Here is an 834-nt window from a genome sequence, read left to right on the forward strand (position 1 = left end):
CAATATTTCCTAGCATATTTATCATAATGAAAAACATTGTCATTATAAATCAATTATTTTAACAGTATTCTTTCCGTCAACACTTAAAATTACATAATTTTCTTCGTTGTTGTTTATTTTATAATTTTTAAGCTTATTTTTTTGCTCTCTACTAATGGGTAAAATTACCGTTTTATATTTTTCCATTTTGCGCTTATAAAAATCTTGATACACACTTTTGTAATCAAACAGACTGTTTCTGTGTATTTCAGTTTGTTCATGTGTAGCTTCTTCAAAAGATGGTTTGGAATTCTCAACGGCATTCTCATTTAAAAAATCAATAATATAATCCGTGATTTTTATATGATTTTTTAATTCCAAATCTAAATACATAGGCATGCTATTACACTCAAGGAGATAAAATTCTCCCCTATTATTTAATTTTAAATCTATGCCTGAAAATTCAAGTCCTAATATTTTCACGGCTTCTAAACATATATTCTCGATTGAGGACGGAAGATTTACCATTTTATAATTTAATTTTCCCTTAGAAAACATGGGATCTGTTCTATAATCAATTGTAGATTTATCAGATTCTTTTTGAATTTCATGTGCGGACAAAATTTTCCCATCTAGAACATAGACCCTAATATCTTTTCCCTCTATATATTCTTGAAAAATAATAGGCTCTAAACTTAAAGACTGCATCTTTAATAATTCATTGCCGTTCATCTCTCTACAATAATATCCACCTACAAGAGGTTTATATACGATTCTACCCGTTGATTTTATGAATTCCTCTAACCTTTCGTAAGAGTTTGTGATACAAGTTTTTGGAATAGGCAATCCTGCATG

Annotated in this window: 1 protein-coding gene; it reads right to left on the minus strand. The window is 28.5% G+C overall.

Annotated features, from left to right (window positions below):
- Positions 1-42: 42 nt before the first annotated feature.
- Positions 43-834: ATP-grasp domain-containing protein (locus tag ACFQZ1_RS18490; protein ID WP_377883662.1), on the minus strand; the 792-nt coding region annotated here is incomplete at its 5' end.

The organism is Bacillus sp. CGMCC 1.60114, assembly GCF_042676365.1.
Lineage (GTDB): Bacteria > Bacillota > Bacilli > Bacillales > Bacillaceae_G > Bacillus_A > Bacillus_A rhizoplanae_A.